This window comes from Pseudomonas sp. Xaverov 259 (genome assembly GCF_019352915.1).
Lineage (GTDB): Bacteria > Pseudomonadota > Gammaproteobacteria > Pseudomonadales > Pseudomonadaceae > Aquipseudomonas.
Genome location: NZ_JAAAFV010000018.1, coordinates 349,623 through 371,267, shown reverse-complemented (window position 1 = coordinate 371,267; position 21,645 = coordinate 349,623). Strand labels below are relative to the sequence as shown.

22 protein-coding genes are annotated in these 21,645 nt (G+C 59.8%); 11 read left to right on the top strand and 11 right to left on the bottom strand.

The window, feature by feature from the left end; translation table 11 throughout:
• The first annotated feature begins 338 nt into the window (after nucleotides 1-338).
• Nucleotides 339-749: a hypothetical protein gene (locus K0H48_RS04680; protein WP_219266572.1), complete on the top strand. Its 411-nt coding sequence runs from the start codon at nucleotides 339-341 to the stop codon at nucleotides 747-749.
• A gap of 153 nt (nucleotides 750-902) precedes the next feature.
• Entirely contained in the window at nucleotides 903-1,535 is a 633-nt protein-coding gene (locus K0H48_RS04675) for a TetR family transcriptional regulator (RefSeq protein WP_219266681.1), read from the top strand.
• Between the two features lie 6 nt (nucleotides 1,536-1,541).
• Here K0H48_RS04675 and K0H48_RS04670 read toward each other — a convergent pair whose 3' ends face one another.
• A complete protein-coding gene (locus tag K0H48_RS04670; RefSeq protein ID WP_219266571.1) occupies nucleotides 1,542-2,030 on the bottom strand; it encodes a C40 family peptidase in 489 nt (162 codons plus the stop codon).
• A 339-nt stretch (nucleotides 2,031-2,369) separates the two neighbouring features.
• Here K0H48_RS04670 and ureE point away from each other — a divergent pair, with 339 nt between their 5' ends.
• The 5 genes from ureE (at nucleotide 2,370) to K0H48_RS04645 (ending at nucleotide 6,073) form a co-directional block, all read left to right on the top strand.
• The gene (gene ureE, locus K0H48_RS04665) at nucleotides 2,370-2,870 is read left to right on the top strand and encodes an urease accessory protein UreE (protein WP_219266570.1); all 501 of its coding nucleotides are present in this window, start codon (nucleotides 2,370-2,372) and stop codon (nucleotides 2,868-2,870) included.
• Entirely contained in the window at nucleotides 2,867-3,541 is a 675-nt protein-coding gene (locus K0H48_RS04660) for an urease accessory protein UreF (protein WP_219266568.1), read from the top strand. Before ureE ends, K0H48_RS04660 begins: the two co-directional genes overlap by 4 nt.
• A gap of 9 nt (nucleotides 3,542-3,550) precedes the next feature.
• Complete coding sequence (ureG, locus tag K0H48_RS04655) at nucleotides 3,551-4,165, top strand: urease accessory protein UreG (protein ID WP_028615537.1); 615 nt, start codon at nucleotides 3,551-3,553, stop codon at nucleotides 4,163-4,165.
• A gap of 22 nt (nucleotides 4,166-4,187) precedes the next feature.
• Entirely contained in the window at nucleotides 4,188-4,760 is a 573-nt protein-coding gene (locus tag K0H48_RS04650; protein WP_219266567.1) for a HupE/UreJ family protein, read from the top strand.
• Between the two features lie 203 nt (nucleotides 4,761-4,963).
• Nucleotides 4,964-6,073: an AGE family epimerase/isomerase gene (locus tag K0H48_RS04645; protein WP_219266565.1), complete on the top strand. Its 1,110-nt coding sequence runs from the start codon at nucleotides 4,964-4,966 to the stop codon at nucleotides 6,071-6,073.
• Nucleotides 6,074-6,175: 102 nt separating this feature from the next.
• On the opposite strand, the gene K0H48_RS04640 is transcribed toward K0H48_RS04645, so the two are convergent.
• The 9 genes from K0H48_RS04640 to K0H48_RS04600 all read right to left on the bottom strand — a co-directional run bounded on the left by K0H48_RS04640 (nucleotide 6,176) and on the right by K0H48_RS04600 (nucleotide 17,219).
• The gene (locus K0H48_RS04640) at nucleotides 6,176-7,081 is read right to left on the bottom strand and encodes a cation diffusion facilitator family transporter (RefSeq protein ID WP_138817088.1); all 906 of its coding nucleotides are present in this window, start codon (nucleotides 7,079-7,081) and stop codon (nucleotides 6,176-6,178) included.
• Between the two features lie 197 nt (nucleotides 7,082-7,278).
• Complete coding sequence (locus K0H48_RS04635; RefSeq protein ID WP_056860507.1) at nucleotides 7,279-8,043, bottom strand: SDR family oxidoreductase; 765 nt, start codon at nucleotides 8,041-8,043, stop codon at nucleotides 7,279-7,281.
• Between the two features lie 800 nt (nucleotides 8,044-8,843).
• Entirely contained in the window at nucleotides 8,844-9,560 is a 717-nt protein-coding gene (locus K0H48_RS04630) for an ABC transporter ATP-binding protein (protein ID WP_069786861.1), read from the bottom strand.
• Entirely contained in the window at nucleotides 9,557-10,432 is an 876-nt protein-coding gene (locus K0H48_RS04625; protein ID WP_138817090.1) for an ABC transporter ATP-binding protein, read from the bottom strand. Before K0H48_RS04625 ends, K0H48_RS04630 begins: the two co-directional genes overlap by 4 nt.
• Nucleotides 10,429-11,706 (bottom strand): high-affinity branched-chain amino acid ABC transporter permease LivM, encoded by a 1,278-nt coding sequence (gene livM / locus K0H48_RS04620; RefSeq protein ID WP_017136077.1) that lies wholly within the window; start codon nucleotides 11,704-11,706, stop codon nucleotides 10,429-10,431. Before livM ends, K0H48_RS04625 begins: the two co-directional genes overlap by 4 nt.
• Before the next feature lie 2 nt (nucleotides 11,707-11,708).
• Complete coding sequence (locus K0H48_RS04615; RefSeq protein WP_017136076.1) at nucleotides 11,709-12,623, bottom strand: branched-chain amino acid ABC transporter permease; 915 nt, start codon at nucleotides 12,621-12,623, stop codon at nucleotides 11,709-11,711.
• A 166-nt stretch (nucleotides 12,624-12,789) separates the two neighbouring features.
• Nucleotides 12,790-13,926, bottom strand: a complete 1,137-nt coding sequence (locus K0H48_RS04610) for a branched-chain amino acid ABC transporter substrate-binding protein (protein ID WP_219266564.1) — start codon at nucleotides 13,924-13,926, stop codon at nucleotides 12,790-12,792.
• Nucleotides 13,927-14,300: 374 nt separating this feature from the next.
• Complete coding sequence (locus K0H48_RS04605; protein WP_219266562.1) at nucleotides 14,301-15,584, bottom strand: FAD-binding oxidoreductase; 1,284 nt, start codon at nucleotides 15,582-15,584, stop codon at nucleotides 14,301-14,303.
• A gap of 144 nt (nucleotides 15,585-15,728) precedes the next feature.
• The gene (locus K0H48_RS04600) at nucleotides 15,729-17,219 is read right to left on the bottom strand and encodes an aldehyde dehydrogenase family protein (protein ID WP_138817094.1); all 1,491 of its coding nucleotides are present in this window, start codon (nucleotides 17,217-17,219) and stop codon (nucleotides 15,729-15,731) included.
• Between the two features lie 153 nt (nucleotides 17,220-17,372).
• On the opposite strand from K0H48_RS04600, the gene K0H48_RS04595 reads away from it, so the two are divergent.
• The 3 genes from K0H48_RS04595 (at nucleotide 17,373) to nadE (ending at nucleotide 20,520) form a co-directional block, all read left to right on the top strand.
• A complete protein-coding gene (locus K0H48_RS04595) occupies nucleotides 17,373-18,260 on the top strand; it encodes a LysR family transcriptional regulator (protein ID WP_058422440.1) in 888 nt (295 codons plus the stop codon).
• Nucleotides 18,261-18,474: 214 nt separating this feature from the next.
• On the top strand, nucleotides 18,475-19,689 hold the full coding sequence (gene pncB / locus K0H48_RS04590; protein WP_017138441.1) for a nicotinate phosphoribosyltransferase: 1,215 nt from the start codon (nucleotides 18,475-18,477) through the stop codon (nucleotides 19,687-19,689).
• Nucleotides 19,690-19,692: 3 nt separating this feature from the next.
• On the top strand, nucleotides 19,693-20,520 hold the full coding sequence (gene nadE, locus K0H48_RS04585; protein ID WP_219266561.1) for an ammonia-dependent NAD(+) synthetase: 828 nt from the start codon (nucleotides 19,693-19,695) through the stop codon (nucleotides 20,518-20,520).
• 136 nt (nucleotides 20,521-20,656) lie between these two features.
• Here the strand turns inward: nadE and azu are convergent, their stop codons facing one another.
• Entirely contained in the window at nucleotides 20,657-21,103 is a 447-nt protein-coding gene (azu, locus tag K0H48_RS04580; RefSeq protein WP_138817097.1) for an azurin, read from the bottom strand.
• Nucleotides 21,104-21,436: 333 nt separating this feature from the next.
• Between azu and K0H48_RS04575 the strand changes: the two genes are divergently transcribed.
• Nucleotides 21,437-21,619, top strand: a complete 183-nt coding sequence (locus K0H48_RS04575; protein WP_017138444.1) for a hypothetical protein — start codon at nucleotides 21,437-21,439, stop codon at nucleotides 21,617-21,619.
• Nucleotides 21,620-21,645: the final 26 nt, after the last annotated feature.

Below are 21,645 nucleotides of genomic sequence, written 5' to 3'. Positions count from 1 at the left end.
ACTCCTCAACACAGATAGCAAAACTACAGCTTATAAGGCTACGACTGGCAAACCGCCTGGGGGTTTAACCCGATCAGCGATTTAGTCGCAAAAAGCCACATTCCTGATCGACCAGACAGTTTTCATCATCGACGGCGCACCATTGTTACCCACCTTCGTGTCGAAAATACCCACCACGGTGCAAAAGCGCGGGCTTGAGAGGCGCGTTCTAGAGCCTCTGCGGGGAACAATCAATTCTGTTGATTATTACCATTGTGTTTATGAACTTTTATATCGACTTCTCGAGAGTAACATTAGCCCTGTACCCACTTTATCGCCCTCCCAAGGAGCAACCCATCATGAAACGCCAAATACTCGCTACTGTTCTGCTGTCGGTCCTGGCTTCCAGCGCATTTGCCCTGCCAGCCGCTGAACAAGCTACCCCACAGAACAAAGCTCAAGCCGTTCAGTCGAGCCAGACCCTGGCCCGCAGCGGTTCGCAAGAAGACGAAAACCGCGACTACGCCAAAGGCGCTGTAGCTGAAAACGGTCGTAACCGTTTGGAAGAGAAAGGCCTGGTAGAAGGCGGCGCTGAACAAGCCAACAAACGCGCTTACACCGAAGGCGTTGCTGAAGGTGGCCGTGATCGCCTGGAACAGAAAGGTCTGGTAGAAGGCGGTGCTGAACAAGCCAGCAAACGCGCTTACACCGAAGGCGTTGCTGAAGGCGGTGCTGACCGTCTGCAAGAACTGCATCAAGCACAGAGCTAACCCCGTGGTGGCCGAGAAAAAAGCCCGATCTGAAGATCGGGCTTTTGCTTTTATCTGAACTGCATCACACCCCGATACCCCGCCAAGTTCGACGTAGCTGAAGCTGTTTTGCTAGAGTGCGTCGCTGTACTTGCCGACAAAGCCCGCCCGCCGATGCTGCCCCGCGCCGAACAGAAGCAACAGACCCGCCTCGCCTTGATGGACGCAGCCCGCCATCTGATGGAGTGTGGCCGTGGGTTTGGCAGCCTGAGCCTGCGCGAAGTGGCCAAGACCGCCGGGATCGTGCCCACCGGGTTCTATCGTCATTTTGAGGATATGGACCAGCTAGGGCTTGTCTTGGTGAGTGAAGTCGGCCAGACCTTTCGCGCCACTATTCGCCTGGTCCGTCACAACGAGTTCGTGATGGGCGGCATCATTGATGCCTCCGTGCGGATCTTTCTGGATGTGGTTTCGGCCAACCGTTCGCAATTCCTGTTCCTGGCCCGCGAACAATACGGTGGATGCCTGGCTGTGCGCCAAGCCATCGGCGCGCTGCGTGAAGACATCACCAGCGACTTGGCGGCCGACCTCACGTTGATGCCCAAGCTGCAGCACCTGGATGCCGACGGCCTGCATGTCATGGCCGACCTGATCGTCAAGAGCGTGTTCGCCACCCTGCCCGACATCATCGACCCTCCGGCCCTGGCCTTGCCTGCGCACCTTACGCCCCAGGCAAAAATCACCCAGCAACTGCGCTTTATCTTTATCGGCCTCAAGCATTGGCAAGGGCTGGGCAGTACCGAATAAGCCCAATCAGCCCGCCGCGTGGAAACGCTTGGCGGTGGTGTAGTGCTTTTTCCAGTAGCTGTTGCTCAATGAATCGATGCGCACGCGTTTGCCGGTGCTGGGCGAGTGGATGAACTTACCCTTGCCGATGTACAGGCCCACATGGCTGACCTGGCCGCGCCCATTGCCTTTGAAAAATACCGCGTCGCCGGGCTTGAGCGCCTCGCGCTGAACGGTCGCGGCGCTTGATCGATGCATTTCTGTGGTGGTGCGCGGCAAGCGGATATTGGCTTCGGTCTTGAACAGATAGACCATGAAGCTGCTGCAATCAAACCCCTGGTCGACCTTGGTACCGCCGCTCTTATAGGGTGTGCCGAGCAGCTGATGGGCACGATCGATCACGTTGTCGATGGTGGCGGCGGGCTCAAAGGCCACAGGTGCTTTTAAATTGGCTGAGGCCGGTATGACGGCGCAGGACAAGCTGACAATAAGTGAAACCAAAAATACTCTGAACATGATCGGCGTCGCAGTGGATTAAACACGGCGCACATCGTAATGAAACAGCACGTAACTTTTTGAACGCCAATTCCTTCAATCGCGTAGGACAATTCTGAGAAAAATCCAGTGCGAAACAGATGAAGGAAATTTCATCCTCCACGCAACGGCCATCAACGCAAAACGCCCCTATCCAGTGCTATAAATCCGCTAGCGCACCAAATTGAAGCGCGGCAGGAAATGGCTGACGCCCTATTCGGTGGCATGTCCGTGCTTGCCTACAGGGATTTCCTGTCCATACACACGGTTGGCAAGCCCCTTGCTCTAGCTCATTTATCGCTCATAGCTGGAAGCCTCCTGATGCTGGTGATCCACCGCCGAATCGCCCCCCAAGCCACCTGGGCCGCTGAACTGCTGCTGAACTTCGAAGCCCGCAGCAAAAGCCGCCTGCGCTGTTTCAGTGCCGACGGCGAAGATGTCGGCCTGTTTCTGGAGCGCGGCCAACCGCCCCTGCACGACGGCGAGTGCCTGCAGGCTGAAGACGGGCGCGTGATACGCGTAGTCGCCCGCCCGGAACAGCTGCTGCACGTGACCTGCACAAACGCCTTTGAACTGACCCGCGCGGCGTATCACCTCGGCAACCGGCACGTAGCCCTGCAAGTCGGCGACGGTTGGCTGCGCCTGCTCGATGACTACGTGCTCAAGGCCATGCTCGAACAGCTCGGCGCCACCACGCAAACCATCGAGGCTCCGTTCCAGCCGGAACACGGTGCCTATGGCGGCGGCCACCATCATTCGCGTCATGGCGATGAAGACTTCAATTACCCCCCCAAGCTGCACCAGTTCGGCGTGCGTCTATGAACCCAGCCTGGGCGCTGTTGCGTCTGGCCAGTCCGCAATTGCCGATTGGTGGCTACAGCTATTCCCAAGGCTTGGAGATGGCGGTGGACAACGGCCGGGTCAATGATGCAGCCAGTGCCCGGCGCTGGATCAGCGACCAGTTGCTGCTCAACCTCGCCCGTTTTGAAGCGCCGCTGTTGCTCGCCCATTGCCGCGCCGCCGCCGAACAGGATTGGCCGCGTTTGGCGCAGCTGTGCGAAGAGCACCGCGCCAGCCGTGAGACCCGCGAGCTGTATCAGGAGAGTCGCCAGATGGGCTACTCCCTGCAACAGCTGCTCAACGGCTTGCCGGAGCTGGACGACGCCGCACGCGACTTTCTGGCCCAACGCGACGAACCGCACCTGGCCCTGGGCTGGGCCTTGGCCGCCCGCGCCTGGCTCATCAGCCCCGACGACGCCCTGGCCGCATGGCTGTGGAGCTGGCTGGAAAACCAATTGGCGGTGCTGATGAAAACTCTGCCGCTGGGCCAGCAAGCCGCCCAACGCCTGACCAGCGAACTGCTGCCCCTGTTGCAACAAGCCCAGCAGGACGCGGCACGCATCGACCCTCACCATTTCGGCAGCGCCGCGTTCGGCCTGTCCCTGGCGTGTATGGCCCATGAGCGCCAATACAGCCGCCTGTTCCGTTCCTAGGAGACCTACATGAACACACAACCTTTGCGTGTCGGCATCGGCGGCCCAGTGGGCTCCGGCAAGACCGCCCTGACCCTGGCGCTGTGCCTGGCGCTGCGCGACCGCTACAACCTGGCGGTGGTCACCAACGATATCTACACCCGCGAAGATGCGGATTTTCTGGTGCGCAACCAAGCCCTGGCGCCCGAGCGCATCATCGGCGTGGAAACCGGCGGCTGCCCGCACACGGCGATTCGTGAAGACGCCTCGATCAACCTCGAAGCGGTGGACCAACTCAACCGCCGCTTCCCCGGCCTGGACCTGATTCTGGTGGAGTCTGGCGGCGACAACTTATCGGCCACCTTCAGCCCGGAACTGTCAGACCTGACCATCTACGTGATCGATGTGTCTGCCGGTGACAAGCTGCCACGCAAGGGCGGGCCCGGTATTTGCAAATCCGACTTGCTGGTGATCAACAAGATCGACCTGGCGCCTTTGGTCGGCGCCTCGCTGGAACTGATGAACAGCGACACCACACGCATGCGCAACGGTAAGCCCTTTGTGTTCAGCAACCAGAAAACCGGCGTCGGCCTGGATGAAATCGTCGCTTTTATCGAACGTCAAGGTTTGCTGACTGCAGCCTGATCACCCCCCAAAAGGAGCCTGTATGGGTCTCAACAAACTTCTCGCAACCGCCGCCCTGCTGCTGGCACCGGCACTCGCCTTCGCTCACCCCGGGCATGGCGATAATGGGCTGGTGGCCGGTATCAGCCACCCATTGGGCGGTATTGATCATTTACTGGCCATGGTCGCCGTCGGCCTGTGGGCCGCGCAGCAACAAGGCAAGGCGCGCTGGGCACTGCCTTGCGCCTTTGTCGGCACCATGCTGATCGGCGGCCTGCTCGGCTTTGAAGGCCTGGAACTGCCGGCGCTGGAAAGCGGGATTGCCGCCTCGGTGCTGGCCCTGGGCCTGGCAGTAGCGCTGGCAGTACGGCCGCCGTTGTTTGTGGCGGTGGCAGCGACGGCGTTGTTTGCGCTGTTCCACGGTGTGGCCCACGGCCTGGAGCTGCCGGACATGTCCAGCCCGTGGGCGTATGCGGCCGGGTTTGTGGGCGCGACGGCGGCTCTGCATGCCGTTGGATATGCGCTGGTGCGCTTTCTGCCGGCCGCTGCGGCACCGTTGGTGCGGGTTGCTGGCGCAGCTTCGGCGGCGACCGGGGTCTGGTTGCTGGCGGGCTGATCGGCAGCGCTGCTGAGGGCACCATCGCAGGCAAGCCAGCTCCCACATGATCGTTCCCACGCTCTGCGTGGGAATGCAGCCTTGGACGCTCCGCGTCCCAAAGCCTGACGCAGAGCGTCACGAAATGCATTCCCACGCAGAGCGTGGGAACGATCAGCCTGCTACCATGCGCGCCTACACCTCTGCCGTGACGACGCCAGCCGATGCCCATCGCTTCCCAACCTTCCTTGAATGCCGTGCTCACGCACTTCCACACCCTGATCGTGCCGCTGTGGCAAGGCCCGGGCTGGAATGCCGAGCTGGCGTTGCCCTACGAGGCGCTGGACGCCAATCACCAGCCATTGCCCCCGCAACGCTACCGCGCCATGGCCTGCGCCCGGCAGTTGTACCTGTTCGCCAGCCTGATCGGCGAGCCCGGTGCAGCGTTTGCCGAAGAACGTGCGGCGGCACTGTTTCGTTCGCTGCAACGGCACTTCCATGATGCCGAGCATGGCGGCTGGTTCTACAGCATCGACGCCCACGGCAAACCGCTGGACAAGCGCAAAGACCTCTACACCCACGCCTTCATCATCTTCGCCTGCGCCCACTATTGGGCCAAGGTGCGCGAGCCGTTGGTGGAGTCGGTACTCGACGCGGCCCTGGCCGTGGTCGCCGAACGTTTTGCCACCGGCGACGGCCTGTACGAAGCGGTGTTGGAGCGCAACTGGTCATCGCTCAAGTCCGGCCCGCTGCAAAACCCGCTGATGCACCTGGCTGAAGGCTTCCTCGCCACGCTGGCCGTGCGTGAAGACGCGATCACCCAGGATGCGTTGCTGGACCTCGCCACTGCTATGCAGAAGCGCTTCATTGACCGCCAGCACGGCGTGATGATGGAAAAACCGCTGGGCGCTGTGGATAACTGGTTTGAGCCGGGGCATCAATTCGAATGGTTCTTTTTGCTCGAATCGTCGGACGTGCTGCGCGGCACAGCGTTGCATGCCTCGCTGACGCGGGCATTTGCCTATGCAGAGCTCAAGGGTGTGGATAAATCAAGTGGCTCAGTCAGCGGCATGCTCGCGCTGGATGGCAGCGTGCGCGACGGCACGCAAAGGATCTGGGCCCAGGCTGAATACCTGCGGGCACTGACCTTGCGGCCTAGCAGTGAGGCGCTGTTGCAACGCCAATTGCTGGCGCTGCAACAGCACTTTTTGCATGAGAACGGCTGGCATGAGTGCCTGGATGCCAAGGGTGCGGTGAGCCGGCGGGATATGCCGTCGACTACGCCATATCACTTGGCCACTTGCTACCAGGGCCTTATCCAGCATCTGGGTTGACCTTTAGTGCCTCATCGCAGGCAAGCCAGCTCCCACATTTGACTGTGTTCACACATCAAAATGTGGGAGCTGGCTTGCCTGCGATAGCGGTCTACCTGACTGTCATGCAATCCACTTGCGATCCCCAGTAAAACTGATCGTCAACCAGCGCGCCGCATCCGGCGTACCCAGCCCTGTGGATATCTCCTCGCGCAGCCCATCAAGCGTGGCCACGTTATCCACCGGGTAATTGGCCGGCAGCACCACATGAATCTCGATAAACCGCGCCCGCCCGTGCTTTTGCACGTAGGACACGTAGTCATCGAAACCATGCCTGGCCTGGGCCGCGTCCATCACTTCGCGCACTTTGTCATCCAAGTGGTCCGGGGCAATGCCCAGCACCTCACGCAACGCCGGGCGCAGGATCTTGAACGCCGGCGCCAGCATGCTCAGGGCCAGCAGAATCAGGATCAATGGGTCGACATACACCGCCCACTCGCCATAACCCTGGGACTTGAGCAACAGCGCGGCGAGGAAGCTGATCAGCAAGCCCACCGACAGCATCGCGTCCACCAGCCAACTGATATTGTCGAACTGGATCAGTGAAGATTTCAGCGTGCGATTGCGATAGCGCACGTAGAAGAAGTAGGCGAACTCGACCACGGTAAACACCGCCGCGTAGACGATCACCAGCCCCAATTCGATTTCACGCCCGCCATTGATGATGCCGAACACGCCGTTGAGAAACGCATAGATCGCGATCAGCAACAGGAAGCTGCCTTCGATCAGCAGCACCATCGGCTCCAGGTGCCAGTAGCCGAACTGGAAACGCTCGTTGCTTTTCTTGGCGATCAGCTTGGCCGTGATCAGCATCAGCACCTTGATGGCGGTGGCGATCAGCGAGAAAAAGCCGTCGAATAGAATGGATTGGGCGCCAGATATCACACCCGTGACAATCCCGGCGATCGCGACCGCGAACATCAGAATCGTCGATTGTTTGAGCAGTGCCTGCTCACCTCGGTTACTCACATTTCCTCCCGTCAAAACCTTTAAACCGCACAGTGCGGAGGGGTTTTCAGGCGTGGAGTGTACCTTATGTCCTGTTTTGGCCGATTTGACGCCATCGCAGGCAAGCCAGCTCCCACACTTGACCGAGTTCCTGCATGAGAATGCGGTCGAATGTGGGAGCTGGCTTGCCTGCGAAGGACCCGACGCGGTCTTAAGCCTTACTTGGCCCCACGCTCAATCGCAAACCCAGCCCAGGTCTGGCTCACCGGCATCAGCTCCAACCGGTTGATGTTCACGTGCGCCGGGGTGTTCATCACCCAGAAGATCGTGTCGGCAATGTCTTGCGGCTGGATCGGCTCGGCACCGGCATAGGTCGCGTCATAACGCGCCTGGTCACCGCCAAAGCGTACCAGCGAGAACTCGCTCTCACACAGGCCCGGTTCGATGTTGGTCACACGCACGCCGGTGCCTTGCAGGTCGCAACGCAGGTTCAGCGAGAACTGCTTCACGAACGCCTTGGAGCCGCCATACACGTGGCTGCCCGGGTACGGATAGTTACCGGCGATGGAACCCAGGTTGATGATGCCGGCCCCACGGCCGTGGGCGATCAGGCGCGGCAACAGCAGGTTGGTGGTGGTCAACAGGCCTTTGATGTTGGTGTCGACCATGGTTTCCCAATCGTCGAGGCTGCACTTGGGCGCAGGGTCGGTGCCCACGGCCAGGCCGGCGTTGTTGATCAGCCCGCGTAGCTTGGCGAACGACGGTGGCAGGTTGGCGATGGCCTCTTCCATGCCCTTGCGGTCACGCACGTCCACCACCAGGCCATGCACTTCGGTCTGCTTGGAAAGCTCTTCGACCAAGGCATTCAAACGCTCAGCACGACGGCCAGTAAGCACCAGTTTCCAGCCGGCGTCGGCAAAACGACGGGCGCAAGCTTCGCCGAAACCTGAGGTGGCGCCAGTAATAAACAGCGTGTCGGACATGGTGTTCTCCTTGCGGGCATCGGGAAAAAAACAGCCAGCAGAATGCCCTTACGCCGCGATTGCGGCAACCGCTAAGCGCATAACTTCATACAGGGCTGGTTGTTTTTTGATCATGTCAGGCAAAGCCTTACAGTACGTGGCTTGCAGCCATATGCACGCAGGTTATCCACAACTGCGCCCACAGTCTTTGGGGGCAAGTGTAAAAAGCGCCAAGCCGCTCCATACAAGGCTTGCAGGCGATTTCAGAAAGTTTTTTGCTTGACCTTGGCCAAGGCGTATGTAGCCAAATGGCAAGAGGGAAAATCCGAACGATGGCTCCAGGCCAGTCATTCCGGCCTCTGCGGCAGTCTTTCCAGAGTTTAGTCACAGACTTATCCACAGGCTGAGCCGACATAAATCAGTCATATACCTGTGTCTTTAAACAGGTTGACAAAGCCCTCGGCAGGCCAGCAAAAAACCGCTGATCAATAAACAACCACCACGCTGCACGCCACGGTTTTAAAGGCTTACAGCCAGCTACTCCCACGTTACCCACAGCCGGTTCCACAGCGGATGGGGACAAGTCAAAACTGTGACAAAACAGGGATTTGCGGCGGCTATATGTCGCGCTTTGGAGGGTGTCTGGATTTGTTTTCCACAATTTGGCGGGAGCACTGAAAACAGCCCAAAAACAACTGTTGATGATCGTTCCCACGCTCTGCGTGGGAATGCAGCAAAGGACGCTCCGCGTCCCGAAGCGTGACGCGGAGCGTCACAGGATGCATTCCCACGCGGAGCGTGGGAACGATCAGGGGCAGGCGTTAATGCCCGCCGAGGTAGGCGTTGCGCACTTCCTCGTTAACCAGCAATTCCTTGCCAGTGCCCGTCAGGCGAATCTCGCCGTTAACCATCACATACGCCCGGTCCGACAGGCGCAGCGCGTGGTTAGCGTTCTGTTCCACCAGGAAGATGGTCATACCGGTAGCGGCCAGCTCGCGCAGGGTGGCAAAGATCTGCTTCACCACAATGGGCGCCAGGCCCAGGCTCGGTTCATCCAGCAACAGCAGTTTGGGCCGGCTCATCAGCGCTCGAGCGATGGCGAGCATTTGCTGCTCACCACCGGACATGGTCATTGCACGCTGAGTGCGTCGCTCCTTGAGCCGTGGGAACAGCTCGAACATGCGCTGCATGTCTTCCTGCGCATACTTGTCGCCAATCGGGATGGTGCCCATCAGCAGGTTTTCCTCGACGGTCATGTCGGGGAACACCCGCCGCCCTTCCGGCGACTGCGCAATGCCGTTGGAGGCGATGTAGTGGGATGACTTGTGGGTAATGTCGACGCCGTTGTACAGAATTTGCCCGGACTCGGCACGCGGCTGGCCGAAAATCGACATCAGCAGCGTGGATTTGCCCGCGCCGTTGGAGCCGATCAGGCTCACGGTTTCGCCTTCGTTGATGTGCAGCGAGACTTTTTTGAGGGCCTGGATCGGGCCGTAAAACACGTCCAGGTCCTTCATTTCGAGGATAGGTGCACTCATACCAGCTCCTCCTCGTCTGCGCCCAGGTAGGCGGCGATCACTTTCGGGTCGTTGCGGATTGCATCCGGGCCACCTTCGGCGATCACGTTGCCGTGGTCGAGCACCACAATGTGGTCGGAAATACTCATCACCATGCCCATGTCGTGTTCGATCAGCACCACTGTCAGGTCGTGTTCGTCGCGCAGCAGGCGAATCATCGCGCTGAGGGCTTCGGTTTCCTGCGGGTTGAGGCCCGCGGCCGGTTCGTCCAGGCAGATGATCTGCGGCCGGGTGCACATGGCGCGGGCGATTTCCAGGCGGCGCTGCTGGCCGTAGGAAAGCTCACCGGCCAAGCGGTTGGCGCAATCCACCAAGTCCACCACTTCGAGCCAATAGAAGGCATGGTCGAGGGCATCGCTTTCGGCCTTGCGGTAGCCCTTGGTGTTGAGGATGCCCGCCAGCATGTTGCGGTTGACCCACATGTGTTGGGCCACCAGCAGATTTTCCAACACCGACATTTCCTTGAACAGGCGAATGTTCTGGAAGGTCCGCGCCAGGCCTGCGCGGTTGACCAGGTGGGTGCCGCCGAACATCTTGTAGTACACGCGGCTGAAGAAGCTTTTCGGCGACACAAAGTCGACGGCCTTGAAGCGTTCGCCGAGCAACTGGATCACGTTGGTCTGCTTGCCACGAATGTTCAGTTCGATCTTGCCGCCGCTGGCTTTGTAAAAACCGGTGAGGCAGTTGAACACCGTGGTCTTGCCCGCGCCGTTGGGGCCGATCAGGGCGAAGATCGAGTTGCGTTTGACCTGCAGACTTACATCGCTCAAGGCCTTGATGCCACCGAAGTGCATCATCAGGTGTTCCACTGAGAGGACGACTTCCTTGCTCATGGCGCCACTCCTTTACGTGGGGTCACACCGGTTCGGCTGATGCGGATCAAGCCGCGCGGTCGCCAGATCATCATCACCACCATCAACACGCCAAACAGCAGCACGCGGTATTCGGAGAAGCTGCGCAGTAACTCCGGCGCAACCGTCAATACGAACGCCGCAATCACCACGCCCACTGTCGAACCCATGCCGCCCAACACCACGATGGCCAGGATCAGCGCCGACTCGAAGAAGGTAAACGAAGACGGGTTGACGAAGCCCTGGTAGCTAGCAAAGAACACCCCGGCCAGCCCTGCAGTCGAGGCCCCGATAGTGAACGCCGAAAGCTTGACCAGCACGTGGTTCAGGCCCATGGAGCGGCAGGCGATTTCATCTTCGCGCAAGGCTTCCCAGGCGCGGCCGACCGGCATGCGGGTCAGGCGGTGCTTGATGTACAGCACGGCCAGTACCACCAGGAACAGCACGATGTAGATGAACATGAACTTGATGTTGGGGTTGTAATCGATGCCGAAGAATTCGTGGAACGGAATCCCGCCATCCTTGGCCTTGCGCCCGAACTCCAGGCCGAGGAAGGTCGGCGAAGGCACTGGCATACCGTTGGGGCCGCCGGTGAACGACAGCCAGTTATTGAGTACCAGGCGGATGATTTCACCAAAACCCAGGGTCACGATGGCGAGATAATCGCCGTGCATTCGCAGCACCGGGAACCCGAGTATGCATCCGGCCAGCGCCGCAGCGATGGCTGCCAGGGGCAACACACTCCAGAAACCCAGGCCGAGGTATTGGTAACCGAGTGCCAGGCCATAGGCGCCGATGGCGTAGAACGCCACGTAACCCAGGTCGAGCAAGCCGGCCAGGCCCACCACGATGTTCAGGCCAAGGCCGAGCAACACGTAGATCAGCCCGAGAATCACCACGGTCAGCAGGTATTTGTTGGCGAAGATCGGGAACACGATGGCGATCACGATCAGTGCCGGGATGATCCAGCGCAGCCGCGATTTGTAGTCCGGCGGTAACACGTGCACGCCGGAGCCACTGCTCTCGAAACCCTGCAGGATCTTTACGCCTTTGGGGGTTTGCAGGAACAGGCTCAAGGCAAAGCGCCCGGCCATCACGATGGCGACCAACGTGGCCACCCGCGCAGGCTCGAGGTTAAAGCTGTAGCCGTCGAGCACCACGCCGACAATCGGACCGAACACGATCAACGAAATCAGCCCGGCAAGGACCGTATCGACCACACTTTTCTTGATATCGATAGATTTGGCAGCAGACATGTTTACACCTTAGCCACGAGTGGGCGACCAAGCAGGCCCTGAGGACGGAAGATCAGAATCACCACCAGCAGGGAGAAGCTGAACACGTCTTTGTAGTCAGAGTTGATCAACCCCGAGAACAGCGACTCGGAGATACCCAGGATGATCCCGCCCAACATCGCCCCAGGCAGGGAGCCGATGCCGCCGAGTACCGCTGCGGTAAATGCCTTGATGCCGATGATGAAGCCGGCATAGAAGTCGAAGGTGCCGTAGTTGAGGGTGATCAGCACGCCGGCCAGGGCGGCCATGGCGGCACCGATGACAAACACGTAGGAGATCACGCGGTCGGTGTTGATGCCCAGGATCGAGGCCATCTTGCGGTCTTGCTGGGTGGCGCGGCACATGCGGCCGAGCTTGGTGTACTTGATGATGTAAGTCAGCAGGCCCATGCCGAGGAACGCGGCCACCAGGATAAACACCTTGGTGTAGGTCAACTGCACAAACCCTGTGCCGATATCGACGCGCCAGGCGCCGGCCAGCAGGGTTGGAATGCCTTGTTGTTTCGCGCCCTGAGCGATCTGCGCATAGTTTTGCAGGATCAGGGAGATACCGATGGCGCTGATCAGCGGTGCCAGTCGGGTGGAGTTGCGCAGCGGTTTATAAGCGACACGCTCGATGACCCAACCGTAAACGCCAGTGACGACCACGGTGAAGATCAGGGTGCCGAGAATGAGCAGCGGGAAGGATTCGATGCCGAAGTAAGCCAGCAGTGCCAGACTGATCGCCGCGAGGTAAGCGGAAATCATATAAACCTCGCCGTGGGCGAAGTTGATCATGCCAATGATGCCATAGACCATTGTGTAGCCTATGGCGATCAGGCCATAGACCGACCCGAGGGTCAGGCCGTTGACCAGTTGCTGCAGGAAAATACCATCCATAACGCAATCTCACGCGGTGAGCACCTGCACACGGGTGGGTGTGCGGCGCTTCTGGAGGAAAAGACAGATCTTGATATCAACACCACTCCCCTGTGGGAGCAGGCCCTGTGTGGGAGCCAGCTCCCACAACAAGCCCGCTCCCACATTGGTTCCGTGGTGCTTGTTTTTACTTCTGCTTTTCCAACTGGTGGTATTTGCCGTCTTTATCCCACTGGTAAACCACGTAGTCGGAGATTTTCAGGTCGCCCTTGGTATCCCAGGCTTTTTCACCCATCACGGTTTTCACCGGGTGAGCCTTGAGCCACTTGGCGGCGTCTTCGCCCTTGTTGGACTTGGCGCCGTTGAAGCCGGCGGCCAGGGCCTGAATCGAGGCGTAGGCGTACAGGGTGTAGCCTTCCGGCTCGGTGCCGTTTTTACGGAACTCTTCCACCACGGTTTTGCTGTCTGGCAGCAGGCGCGGGTCGGCGCCGAAAGTCATGTACACGCCGTCTACGTATTGTGCGCCGCCAGCGGTGGCCACCAGTTCGTCGGTCACGACACCATCATCGGACATGAACTTGACGTCTTTGAGGCCGGCTTCACGAATCTGGCGAACCAATGGACCGGCTTCCGGGTGCAGGCCGCCGAAGTACACGACGTCGGCACCGGTGGAGCGGATCTTGGTGACCAGGGCGCTGAAGTCTTTCTCGCCACGGGTCAGGCCTTCTTCCAGCACAGGCTTGACGCCGCGTTTGGTCAACTGGGCAGCAGTGGCATCGGCCAGGCCTTTACCGTAGGTGTCCTTGTCGTTGATGACCGCGACTTTCTTGCCTTTGAGCACGTCGACAATGTAGTCGCCGGCCACGATACCTTGCTGGTCGTCACGCCCGCACATACGGAACACGGCGCTCAAACCACGCTCGGTCACCTGTGGGTTGGTGGAACCCGGAGTGATCATGATGATGCCCGCTTCGTCGTACACCTCAGATGCCGGGATGGTGTTGGAGGAGCAGAAGTGCCCGACCACGCCGATCACTTTGTCCTGGTCGGCCAGGCGGTTGGCCACGGCCACGGCTTGCTTGGGCTCACAGGCGTCATCACCGGCAACCAGTTTGATCTGCTCACCGTTGATACCGCCGGCCTTGTTGATCACATCGGCTGCCGCTTGGGCACCCTTCATGTACTGCTCACCGAAAGCTGCGTTGGCGCCCGTCATCGGGCCTGCCACGCCAATCTTCACATCAGCTTGAACAAACGCAGAAACACCCAACGCCGCTGCAACGGCGAGGGCCAGAAAACCTTTCTTGTAAAACGTCTGGGACATGAGTGGTGCTCCGAGGTTTTTGTTTATTGGCACTACGAATTCGCGTCAAACTTTCACAGGAAAGCCCAGAGCAAGGCGCGTGCCATTACTTTTTTATTCTTCAAAAAGACACGGTGTCATTGTTATTACAGGCGTTTCGGCTCCTTCTGCCAGCACGTGCAACCGTCTAGCATCGAAAGGTGCAACCAATGGATCCAAAAAGTACAACCCTGGCAGGTCGCACCTGCAACCGGATGCCTAAACGACAGTTCCTACAGCTGTAACAATGTGCGTAACGGAACTGCACATTTACAGTGCGTGATTGCTACGACTTGCACCAATACAGATTAGTAGCCTGCTAAGAAAATGCAGGCTTCTGACAGCTATTTCGCTGATCAGACCACGATCCGCAGGCATTGCCCGGCGTGATACAGCGAGAACCCCGCTTCATACAGGCAACTGCGCAGGCCCACCCCGGCCAGCGGTTGCATGGGCGCAAAGGGGATCGGCAATGCCTGTGGGTTTTGGTGACACAAATAGTCGGCAAAAGCCTTGCCGACCACACTGCCAGTGGTCACGCCACGCCCGTTATAACCGGTGACGGCGACCAGACCGGGTGCCGGCTCGAACAGGCGCATCAGGTGGTCCGGGGTGAAGGCGATGCAGCCGGTCCAGGTGCACTCCCACTGCACCGATTTGAGGTACGGGAAGTAATGCTGCTGCACCCGATCGGCCCACGCCTTGAGGAACCACGTGGGTTTCTGGTTGCCGTTGCCCAGGCTGCCGAGCAATAGACGGCCATCGGCGTCGCGGCGGATGCTGCTTAACACCTGGCGCGTGTCCCATGAGCCCTGCCCGCCAGGGAGGATTTGTTGCGCGGCTTCGTCCGTCAGCGGGGCAGAGGCGACCTGGTAGTAGTAACCCGGGAAAAAGTTGCGGCGCAGCTCAGTCCATTCGCCTTCGGTATAGGCATTGGAGGCGATCACCACGTGTGCCGCCTGCACTGAACCTTGGGCGGTCTGCACCGACCAGAGTGCGCCTTGGCGCTCAAGTTGCGTGACCGGCGAATGATCGAACATTTGCCCGCCAAGCCCCAGGGCCGCATTGGCCAAGCCAGTGGTGTAGGCCATCGGGTTCAAGGTGCCCGCGCGCCGGTCCAGCAAGGCGGCGGCGATCTTTTTGGTGCCGGTGGCCTGTTCGCACGCCTGGCCCGTGAGCAACTCGACGGGGGCGCCACGGCGCTTCCATTGTTCTTCGCGACTGCGCAAATCCGCCTCGCCACGGGCGTTATGCGCCATGTGCAAGGTGCCCTCACGGCGCAGTTGGCAATCAATCTTGTATTTGTCGATCAGGCTGAATACCAGCGAGGGTGCCGCGCCCAGCATGCGGTTGAGCTGACTGCCCACCGCCTCGCCAAAACCGGCTTCGATCTCATCCGGCGGGATCCACATACCGGCGTTGACCAGCCCGACGTTACGCCCCGAACCGCCATGGCCGGTGCGATGAGCCTCCAGCACGGCGACGCTTTTGCCTTGTTCCAGCAGGTGGATGGCGGCCGACAAGCCGGTGATGCCGGCGCCGATTACGCACACATCGACCTTGACCTCGCCCTTGAGCGCGGCACGATCAGGCCGGCCTGGGGTGAGTTGTTCCCACAAACATGTTTCGCGTAGTGCCATTGCCAGACTCCGGGATGAGTTCACCACCGCTCGTTCCCACGCTCTGCGTGGGAACGTAGCCCTGGACGCTCCGCGTCCGCTTTTCGTGACGCGGAGCGTCACAGGATGCATTCCCACGCGGGAGCGCGGGAACGATCAGCCGAGTCAGTCGAAGGTAATGCCCTGCGCCAGCGGCAATTCCAGCGAGTAGTTCACGGTATTGGTCTGGCGACGCATATACCCGCGCCACGCATCCGAACCCGACTCACGCCCGCCGCCGGTCTCTTTCTCGCCACCAAACGCGCCACCAATCTCTGCGCCGCTCGGGCCGATATTGACGTTGGCAATGCCGCAGTCACTGCCCACCGCCGACATGAACTGCTCGGCTTCACGCACGTCGGTGGTAAAGATGCACGAGGACAGGCCTTGCGGCACCGCGTTGTTCAGGCGCAGGGCCTCGGTGAACTCGGTGTAGCCAACCACATACAGAATCGGCGCGAAGGTTTCGGTGCACACCACGTCGCTTTGCTCGGGCATTTCGACAATGGCCGGCGACACGTAGTAGGCATTCGGGAACTTGTCTTCCAACTGGCGTTTGCCGCCGAACACCTTGCCGCCTTCGCTCAAGGCTTGCTCCAGGGCGTCCTGCATATTCTCGAAGCCGTGCTTGTCGATCAGCGGGCCAATCAGGTTGCCTTCCAGCGGGTGGCCGATGCGCACTTTGGAATAGGCGGCCTTGAGGCGGGTAACGATTTCTTCCTTGACCGACTCATGGGCGATTAGACGGCGCAAGGTGGTGCAACGCTGGCCGGCAGTGCCGACGGCGCTGAACAGGATGGCGCGCACGGCCATGTCGAGGTCGGCGCTTGGGCCGAGGATCATCGCGTTGTTGCCGCCCAGTTCAAGGATGCTGCGGGCGAAACGTGCGGCGACTTTGGGCGCCACTTCGCGGCCCATGCGGGTGCTGCCGGTGGCGCTGATCAGCGCAACGCGCGGGTCATCCACCAACGCCGCACCGGCGTCACGGCCGCCGATGATCACTTGGCTGAGGTATTGGGGGGCGCCGTCGAACTTCTTCAGTACGCGCTCGAACAATGCCTGGCAGGCCAGTGCGGTGAGCGGGGTCTTTTCCGACGGTTTCCAGATCACCGCGTTGCCGCACACCAGCGCCAGTGTGGTGTTCCACGCCCACACGGCGACCGGGAAGTTGAACGCGCTGATCACACCGACCACGCCCAGCGGGTGCCAGGTTTCACGCATGTGGTGGCCTGGGCGCTCGGAAGCGATGGTCAAGCCGTACAACTGGCGGGACAGGCCCACGGCGAAGTCGCAGATGTCGATCATCTCCTGCACTTCACCCAAGCCTTCCTGGGTGATCTTGCCGGCTTCCCACGACACCAGTTCGCCCAGGTCGGCTTTATATTCGCGCAATACATCGCCGAACTGGCGTACCAGCTCACCGCGACGCGGTGCCGGCACCTTGCGCCAGGCCTCGAATGCATGCTCGGCGCGACTGACCTGCTGCTCCACTTCAGCGGCACCTTCCCAGTGCACACTGCCGATACGGCTGCCATCAATCGGCGAATGCACGGGCTGTTTACCCGACTGGTACAGCGCCGGGTTTACCCCGAGACGATCAAGCAATGCGGCAACCATGGGTCACTCCCTCAAACTCAAACAGAAAATTCGCGCCGCCACAGACACGGCGATCCAGAGCTTATTTGTAGCTGGCCCAAGACTTGCCAACAAACGACGATTAGGCGAGATATCATTCCGTTTACTCATGCAAAGAATAAAAAGAGGCGTGCCGTGCTCAACAAAAGACATTTGCCCTCGATCACCGCCCTGCAGTGTTTCGAAGCCGCCACCCGTCACCTGAGCTTCACCCGCGCTGCCGAGGAGCTGAACCTCACGCAAAGCGCCGTGAGCAAACAGGTGGCGCAGCTGGAAGAATTGCTGCAACACCTTTTGTTTCGCCGAGTGCGCCGCCGCTTGCAGATGACCCCGGCGGGGGATCTGTACCTGGTGGAAGTGCGCAAGATCCTCACGCAAGTGGAGATGTCCACCCACTACCTGCGCTCCTACGGCGGCGAGACCGAAGTGCTGCGCGTGTCCACGCCCTACACCTTCGGCGCTCGCTGGCTGGTGCCGCGCCTCAAGGGCTGGCGTTTGCGCCATCCGCAAATCCACCTGGACCTGTGCAACGAGCAGGAGCCCGACGAGTTGCTGCAAGGCAAGGCCGACATGGCCTTCTACTTCGGTCAGGGCTCAAGGCCGGGCACCGAGAGCCTGAAACTGTTCAGCGAAGAGCTGGTGCCGGTGTGCGCGCCGGAGAGCCTGCCCGCGCAGCCATTCACCGACCCCACGCAACTGAGCAACCTGGTGCTGTTGCAGAACGCCTCGCGACCGCAGGGCTGGCATGACTGGTTCGCCAGCCAAGGCTACCAGACCGAGCACAGCTACCACGGGCCGCGTTTTGATACCTTTTATATGTGCATTCGGGCGGCGCAGGTGGGCTGTGGCGTGGCCTTGTTGCCGCGCTTTCTGGTGGAAGAGGAGCTGGCCGAGGGCAAGCTGGTGATTCCCTGGCAGCATGCAATGCCCAGCCAGGATGCGTATTACCTGGCGTATCCGGAGCATTCGGCGGAGGTGCCCAAGGTGCGTGAGTTTGTGAAGTGGATGATGGAGCAGGTTTAGATCTTTTTGGGCTGTACCACCGTCATCGCAGGCAAGCCAGCTCCCACATTTGGAACGCATTTCCAGTGTGGGAGCTGGCTTGCCTGCGATGAGGCCAGTGGCCGCACTGAAAAAATCACTGGCAAAACCCCACAGGTCTATGCGCCACTAGCACCATTCCTCAATAGTGCGTAAAGGCCGGCGCCCATCGCCGACCCGTCTGGAGATTCCCGTTATGAGCGAGAGTGTGTTTGCCGATCGCATCGTGCAGAACTTGCTCGACACCGACTTCTACAAGTTGACCATGATGCAGGCGGTGCTGCACAACTACCCGAACGTGGAAGTTGAATGGGAGTTTCGTTGCCGCAACAGTGAAGACCTGCGCCCGTACCTGGCGGAAATCCGCTACCAGATCGAACGCCTCGCCGAGCTGAGCCTGAGCCCCGACCAGTTGGGCTTCCTGGAACGCATCAGCTTTATGAAGCCGGATTTTTTGCGCTTCCTCGGGCTGTTTCGCTTCAACCTGCGCTATGTGCAAACCGGCATTGAAAACGGCGAGCTGTTTATCCGCCTGCGCGGGCCGTGGCTGCACGTGATCCTGTTTGAAGTGCCGATGCTGGCCATCGTCAGCGAAGTGCGCAACCGCTACCGCTACCAGACGGTCATCCTCGAACAGGCCCGTGAGCAGCTGTACCGCAAGTTCGACTGGCTGTCTGCCAATGCCAGCAGCGAAGAACTTTCGGAGCTGCAAGTCGCCGACTTCGGCACCCGTCGGCGCTTCTCGTACCGGGTGCAGGAAGAAGTGGTCAGCGTGCTCAAGCACGATTTCCCCGGGCGTTTTGTCGGCACCAGCAACGTGCACCTGGCTCGTGAGTTCGATATGAAACCGCTGGGCACCATGGCCCACGAATGGATCATGGCCCATCAGCAACTCGGCCCGCGCCTGATCGACAGCCAGATCGCCGCGCTCGACTGCTGGGTGCGCGAGTACCGTGGCCTGCTCGGCATCGCGCTGACCGACTGCATCACCACCGACGCGTTCCTGGGCGATTTCGACCTGTACTTCGCCAAGCTCTTCGACGGCCTGCGCCACGACTCCGGTGACCCGATTCAATGGGCCGAGAAAGCCATCGCCCACTACCACAAGCTCGGCATCGAGCCGATGAGCAAGACCCTGGTGTTCTCCGACAGCCTGACGCTGCCCAAGGCCCTGGAGATTTTCCGCGCGCTGCGTGGGCGCATTAATGTCAGCTTCGGTATCGGCACCAACCTGACCTGTGACATTCCGGGTGTTGAACCGATGAGCATCGTGCTTAAAATGACTGCCTGTAATGGCCAGCCCGTCGCGAAGATTTCCGATGAAGCGGGCAAGACCCACTGCACCGATCCGAATTTTGTCGCCTATTTGCGCCACGTTTTCAAAGTACCTGCCCTTTCCAGCAAGGAGTGAATCATGCAAGCCGTACAGCGTGAGATTGCGCAGCAGCTCAAGGTCCAAGCACCGTTCAACGACCAGGCCGCCCTTGAGGCCGAAGTGGCGCGCCGCGTAGGGTTTATCCAGGACTGCCTGCGCAATTCCGGGCTCAAGACCTTGGTGCTGGGCATCAGCGGCGGTGTCGACTCCCTGACCGCCGGCCTGCTGGCCCAGCGTGCAATCAAAGAACTGCGTGCCAGCACAGGTGATGAGGCCTACCGTTTTATCGCGGTGCGCCTGCCCTACGAAACCCAGTTCGACGAACACGATGCCCAGGCTTCGGTGGACTTTATCGAGCCGGACGAACGCCACACCGTGAACATCGGCCCAGCGGTGAAATCCCTGGCCAATGAAGTGGCTGCGTTTGAAGGCAAGGCGGCGGTGTCGCGTGATTTTGTGCTGGGCAACACCAAGGCGCGTATGCGCATGGTGGCGCAGTACACCATCGCTGGCGCAGCCGGTGGTTTGGTGATCGGCACTGACCATGCGGCGGAAGCGGTAATGGGCTTTTTCACCAAGTTCGGTGACGGTGCCTGCGACCTCGCGCCGTTGAGCGGGCTGGTGAAGAACCAGGTGCGCGCGATTGCGCGGCACTTCGGTGCGCCGGAGTCGCTGGTGGAGAAGATCCCGACTGCCGACCTTGAAGACCTGTCGCCGGGCAAACCGGACGAGGCTTCACACGGGGTGACCTACGCCGAGATTGATGCGTTCCTGCACGGCGAGCCGGTGCGTGAGGAAGCGTTCAAGATTATCTGCGACACGTATCGCAAGACTGAGCACAAGCGCGTCATGCCATTTGCGCCGTGAGGTAGACCTGTTAGTCCGGCGGTGTTTGTTAGATTGCAATCGCAGGCAAGCCAGCTCCCACACTTGACCGTTTTCCAACAAGGGAATGCGGTCGAATGTGGGAGCTGGCTTGCCTGCGATGAACGCTAACGCGGTATTACTTGACTACCACAGTGCCTTTCATCATCGAGATGTGGCCCGGGAACGAGCAGAAGAACGCGTAATCCGTGCCTGCAACCAGTTTCGACACATCGAAGGTCACCGAATCTTTCTCGCCAGCACCAATGATCTTGGTGTGGGCGATGATGCGGGTGTCGCCGTCTTTGAGGTAGTTCTTGTCGATACCGGCGGCCATGCCGTCGCTGGCAACGCCAGGCATGTCGGCGGCGGAACTCAGTACCCAGTTATGGCCCATGACGTTTTTCGGCAAGCTGCCGGAGTGCTCAAGGTTCACGGTGAACTTCTTGCAGCTCTTGTCGATGGTGATTTCTTTGGTGTTGAAGGACATCTGGTCGGTGGAATCAACAGTGACCGCGCACTCTGCAGCAAGCAACTGGCCGCTCGCCAGTGTCAGCAGGGAAACAGCAACGATTTTGGCAAACATGTGAATCTCCAAGGCAGGGTTTAAAAAACGCGTATTGCGACTAGGGTGCCTCAAGCAGGCTGAAATTCTTATGATCTGAATCAACAGATTGTATACAACTTTAGGCTATCAGACTGATCAACACAATCTACCAGCCAAACAACAGCCACCCGCCTATGATCGCTCCATCACCCACCGGAGCGTCTGCCATGCACCTCAATCAATTCTTCAACGGCCTGCTGGCCGCGTATGCCTGCGGTAAGTGAAGGCCAATCGCGCTGCTAAGCTGCTACCATAGCGACCCAAGGCAGCTGCGCGCCGCCCACCCTCACCTTCGACCCTAGAGGATCGCCCATGGCCAAACCTAATTACTCCTTCGCCAAACGTCAGAGAGACTTGGCCAAGGAGCAGAAGAAAGAGGAAAAGCTGCAACGCAAGAAAGCCGCTGCAGATGAAGAAGCAGGTGCACTGAACCCGGATGCTGAAGGTGAAGTGGCTGCTGATGACACCGAGACACCGAAAGACCCGGCTGAATAAATTTTGTTGGGGTGAGCAGGCCCTCC